The following is a 5,048-nucleotide window of genomic DNA, read 5'->3' on the forward strand; positions in this document are numbered from 1 at the left end:
CGCCATCAAAACCAAATTGGGCGACAGCAAGGTCAACCTCAATGGCCAAGTGCGTTGGGATGACAGTTTCGACATTCGGGAGGCGGATTATTTCAATGGCTCCGGCGTGGACACCGCTGATGAGCTGTTACTGCGCGGCGGCCCCGTTAGCGACATAAGCTATGAAGTCGGCGGTGACATTGAATTTTCCGCCGTGCCGAAGACGAACACCAAAATTGTCGCGCTCTATCGATCAGGGCACGAAAGCGCCTATAGTAGCATCGAAATCGCCCGCATGGGGCAGCCGGTGACGTTGTTTGAAACGCGCAGCCGTAACAAGCCCACAGAAGCCGTTATGCGCATCCAGAATGACTGGAGTGGGGTCAGGAGGCACGCTGTCCAATTCGGCGCTGAGATCGCTTATAATCGCCTTGATGCACGTTTCAGCGTCGCCAATTCGGTCGCAGGTGCGGTGACCAGTTTCCCGGCATCCGATGTCCTCGTTCAAGAAACGCGGTTTGAACCATTTGTCAGTGACGTATGGACGCTTGGTCCATCCTGGAAAGTTGAAGCAGGCGCCATTGCAGAATTTTCCAAACTGACCTTGTCGGGTGACAGTATAGCGGAGCGGCGCTTTCAATTTATCAAGCCCCGCGCGATTGCGACGTGGACAATCAATCCGCAAACCACTTTTGAATTGCGCGCCGAGCGTCAGGTTGCGCAGTTGAACTTCAATGAGTTTGCGACGTCGGTCGATGTGACCGTCGGCAATCAGGTGGATGCTGGCAATGCAGACCTTGTGCCGGAAAAAACAACGACTTTTTCGGGTCTCATCCGTCACAAGTTTCTGGAACGCGGCAGCATTCAGTTTCGTGGTGATTATCAGTTGGTCGACGACACCGAAGATCTTGTGCCCATCACTGTCCGTGACAGCAATGGAGCCATCACTGCGCAATTTGACGGCACCGGGAACATCGGCAAAAGCAAGCGATGGAATGCCGAGTTGGAGATAACATTACCGCTGGATTGGCTGACACAGCCCATTGGAATCGCGGGCATCGAAGCCAAATATATTGGCCATTATCACGGGAGCAAAGTGACTGATCCCGTCACGGGTCTGCACCGTCGCATGTCCCACCGTCCATTGTGGCACCAACAATGGGATATTCGTTATGACATGGCCGACCTTGGCCTTGTCTACGGCGCATCCTTCAGTGTGCAGGAACCGAATTACGCCTATTTCTTCAACGAGATCAGACGTCAGCATGAGGGCACGCGATCGACGCTATTTATCGAATATAGCAAGTTCAGCCTAGGGACATTGCGTTTCCAAGTGACCGACATGGCGGGCTTCCATCGTGACCGGTTTATCTATGCCGGTACGCGGGCGTCGGGAGAGCTCGATCAGATCGTGAACCGGAAACGCACCCTCGATCCGCTGCTTCAATTGACGTTGTCAGGTAAATTCTGATTATTCGCTGCGCAACGCTTCAATCGGCGAAAGGCGTGATGCCCGGATAGCGGGGTAGCCGCCAAATATGATGCCAATGACCGCGGAAAACGCGACGGACATCAATGCCGTGTCTAGCCCGACAGGGACAGGAAAGTCGGCCACTTGCTGAAAAACCGCTGCAGCGAGGACGGCCAAGGTTAGGCCGATCGCACCGCCGATGACGCACAGCACAGCGGCTTCAACGAGGAACTGGTTACGGATGTCGCTGCGCTTTGCCCCCAATGCCATGCGAAGGCCGATTTCGCGCGTGCGTTCGGTAACGCTGACCAGCATGATGTTCATGATACCGATACCGCCCACCAGCAACGATATGGATGCTATCGCGACCAAAACAGCCTGAAAAATCTGCGTCACTTGACCTGTCGTCTCGGCAATTTCTGCAGTTGTGTTGACGGTGAACGGGTTAATCCTGCCTTTGGGCACATGGTAGCGCTCGCGTAAAATACGCTGGATTTCCCTTTCTCCTGCTTGCAGTGAATCCTCGTCTTCGAAGCCGACGAAAAGGAAGGACACGTCATCTGGTCCTTGCATTGCTGATGTCATAAGCCGCTGCCGCAGGGTCGTTATCGGAACGACAATTTGGTCGTCATTGTCGTTACCTAAGTTGCTTCCCTTGCTTTCTAGCACACCGATAACCTTAAAGGGCACACGGTTGATGCGCACGGTTTCGCCGACGGGGTTTACGTCAGCGAACAACTTGTTTGCAACGGTCTGGCCGATCACGACGACGCGTGTCGCGGCACCGACATCGCTATCGCTTAAGAAACGGCCCTCAGATGCGTTTATGTTGGAAACGGTGCCAAATTCCGGCGTTGCACCGATGGCTTGTGTGGTCGCACTGCGGCCTGGCGTCACCAGTTGGACACTGCTTCGGATTTGCGGCGCTACTGCGCTGACGCCAGTTACTTGGCGCAAGATCGCCTGTCCATCGCGTTCGGTTAGACGGCCGCGGTCGGCGGCACGTGGCGGGCCGCTGCCGCTGTCGGGTTGAGGCAGGACGATAGCCATATTTGAACCGAGAGTCGCGATCTGCTGCGTTACGGAAACCTGTGCGCCATTGCCCACCGCTACCGCCAAGATGACGGAGAATACCCCAATCATCACGCCAAGCGTGGTGAGGATAGAGCGCATCAGATTGGTGCGCAGTGCTGTCATCGCAATTGCAATATTGACGCCCCAGCCAGCGATGGAGTTTAGCAGCTTACTCATCCGGCAACCGCGCGACGCCGCGATTTGACCGCAGCATCTTCGATGACCCGTCCGTCGCGAAAGACAATCCGCCGTTCGGCATATTCGGCAATGTCCGGTTCGTGCGTGACGACGATGAGCGTGATGCCTTCGTCGTTCAGCTTTTGGAAAATGCCCATGATGTCGAGCGATGTCTGGGTATCCAGCGCGCCTGTTGGTTCGTCAGCGAGCAGCATGAGCGGATCGGTGACCAACGCACGGGCGATGGCAACGCGCTGTTGCTGGCCACCCGACAGCTTGGCAGGGGTGTTCTGCAAACGGTTGCCAAGTCCCATCGCCTCAAGCTTCGCCTGCGCACGTTCCCGGCGTTCGGTATAGCCAAGGCCAGCGTAAATGAGCGGCACCGCCACATTGTCCAACGCGCTCGTGCGGGCGAGCAGGTTGAACTGCTGAAACACGAAGCCAATTTTGCGGTTGCGAATTTCAGCCAGTGCGTCGCTGTCGAGCGTTTTTGTATCAATGCCGTCGAGTAACAACGTTCCAGACGTTGGGACATCCAGACAACCGATCATATTCATGAACGTCGATTTGCCCGATCCGCTGGCACCCATAATAGCAACGAACTCGCCACGTTTTATGGTCAGCGAAACGCCGTTGACGGCGTGCAGAACCTCACCGCCGATCACATAATCTTTGACCAGATCATGCGTTTCAAGAAGCGGCGCTGTCATCTTCGTCCGCATTGTCGTCGGTTTGGGCCTTCGGCTTCAGGGATTTTGTCCGGATGAGAACTTTGTCGCCCGCTTTGATGCCCGAAGTCACTTCCGTATAATCGTCGCCTTGTAAGCCGATTTGAACCTGTTTCCTGACCGGTCGGTACAGATCGGTTCCCGCCAGATACAGTGTCGGCCGGGGTGTTTCCTTTTTTGTGGGTGCCCCGGGCTTTTCTTCTTTCGGTTCGCCCCGGTTGGCCAATTTGGGACGGAAGCGAAGCGCGTTGGTTGGCACGCGCAACACATTGGCCTTTGCGCCAGTGATGATTTCTACATTCGCGGTCATTCCGGGCAGCAATTTGCCATCTTTATTGTCCACGTCGATGATGACGAGATAGCTGACGACATTCTGCGTTTCGACGGGCGCTTGGCGGACCTGCCGCACTTTGGCGCGGAATATATCATTGGGGTAACTGTCGACGGTGAAGGTCACATCTTGGCCTTCGACAATTTGGCCAATGTCTGCTTCGTCAACCGATGCTTCGACCTGCATCTTGGTGGTGTCGGCCGCGATTTCGAACAGGTTTGGCGTCTGGAAACTGGCGGCGACGGTGGTGCCGGGTTCCACAAGTTTATTGATGATAACGCCGCTGGCCGGCGCGACAATCACGGTGCGGTTGAGATCGAGCCGCGCTGACGAAAGCTCCGCCGTGCCTTGGCTGATCTGCGCATTGCCGCTTTGCGTTTGCGCCAGTGCAACCTGCAAGGCGTTCCGCGCGCTGTTAAGCTTGCTTTGCGCGATGTCGAGGCCTGCCTTTGAAACAAAGCCGCGCTCGGCCAGCGCCCGTTGCCGCGCAAAATCGCGTTCCTGTATCTCAAGCTCCGACCGCGCGCGGGCGACATTGGCAACCGTTTGCTGCAAACCGGCGCGGGCCAACGCAACTTGTGCTTCGGATTGCTGCACGCGGGCACGCACGCGGGTTGAGTCGATCTCGGCGAGGACTTGGCCTGCCTTAACCGGCGAATTGAAATCGACGTAGACTTTGGTGACTTGTCCCGACACCTCGGTGCCGACCTTAATTGTGTTCAGCGCACGTATTTTGCCGCTGGCCGAAACCTTGCGCAGAACTTCGCCGCGCGTGACGGTCTCGCTGACATATTCATAGTCATGCGGGGTAGGGCGAACGATGCGGTAGAGAATGAATAGCAGTACAAGCGCGATAATCGCTGACCAGACGCGGTGCCGTTTCACCCAAGCCCGTATTGTTTCAAACATCCGACCTGTCCTCAATTGTCTTCTAGCCCTGTATATGTAGTGCGCAATGATTAGGCTAGTGATTTATTCATGTAACACAGCAAAAAGCCCGCCGGAATTGCTTCCAGCGGGCTTTTGTCATTCCTTAAGGGAAGCGAAGCTTATTCTTCTTCGCCGCTATCCACAACATCATCGATGGCTGCGTCAGTGGTGGTCAGATCATCTGAAATCACCTTTGCCAACACATCATCGCCGATGGCAGCTTCAGCACCTTGTGCCAATTCGGCAGCATGCTCTTCAGCTGCTGTCTCAGGCGCAATCAGGCTTTCCTGAAGCTTCTTGTAGCTGGCACGAAGCGCAACGTCGCGGCTTGTCGCGGCAATCCGCATGCGGTTCATGG

At 55.7% G+C, this 5,048-nt stretch carries 5 protein-coding genes; 1 reads left to right on the forward strand and 4 read right to left on the reverse strand.

Annotated features, from left to right (window positions below; genetic code table 11):
• The coding region (locus ACIQ0G_RS10140) for a TonB-dependent receptor domain-containing protein (RefSeq protein WP_397577802.1) at window positions 1-1,450 on the forward strand (1,450 nt) is incomplete at its 5' end.
• Here ACIQ0G_RS10140 and ACIQ0G_RS10145 read toward each other — a convergent pair.
• The 4 genes from ACIQ0G_RS10145 to ACIQ0G_RS10160 form a co-directional block, all read right to left on the reverse strand.
• Window positions 1,451-2,701, reverse strand: a complete 1,251-nt coding sequence (locus ACIQ0G_RS10145; protein ID WP_397577803.1) for an ABC transporter permease — start codon at window positions 2,699-2,701, stop codon at window positions 1,451-1,453. It lies immediately after the preceding gene.
• The gene (locus ACIQ0G_RS10150; RefSeq protein WP_324478208.1) at window positions 2,698-3,411 is read right to left on the reverse strand and encodes an ABC transporter ATP-binding protein; all 714 of its coding nucleotides are present in this window, start codon (window positions 3,409-3,411) and stop codon (window positions 2,698-2,700) included. The genes ACIQ0G_RS10145 and ACIQ0G_RS10150 overlap by 4 nt, the downstream gene beginning before the upstream one ends.
• Window positions 3,392-4,669, reverse strand: coding sequence for an efflux RND transporter periplasmic adaptor subunit (locus ACIQ0G_RS10155; protein WP_397577804.1), 1,278 nt, complete (start codon window positions 4,667-4,669; stop codon window positions 3,392-3,394). Before ACIQ0G_RS10155 ends, ACIQ0G_RS10150 begins: the two co-directional genes overlap by 20 nt.
• A gap of 140 nt (window positions 4,670-4,809) precedes the next feature.
• The coding region (locus tag ACIQ0G_RS10160) for a hypothetical protein (RefSeq protein ID WP_397577805.1) at window positions 4,810-5,048 on the reverse strand (239 nt) is incomplete at its 5' end.

The sequence above is a fragment of the Sphingorhabdus sp. genome (assembly GCF_044354325.1).
GTDB lineage: Bacteria > Pseudomonadota > Alphaproteobacteria > Sphingomonadales > Sphingomonadaceae > Sphingorhabdus_B.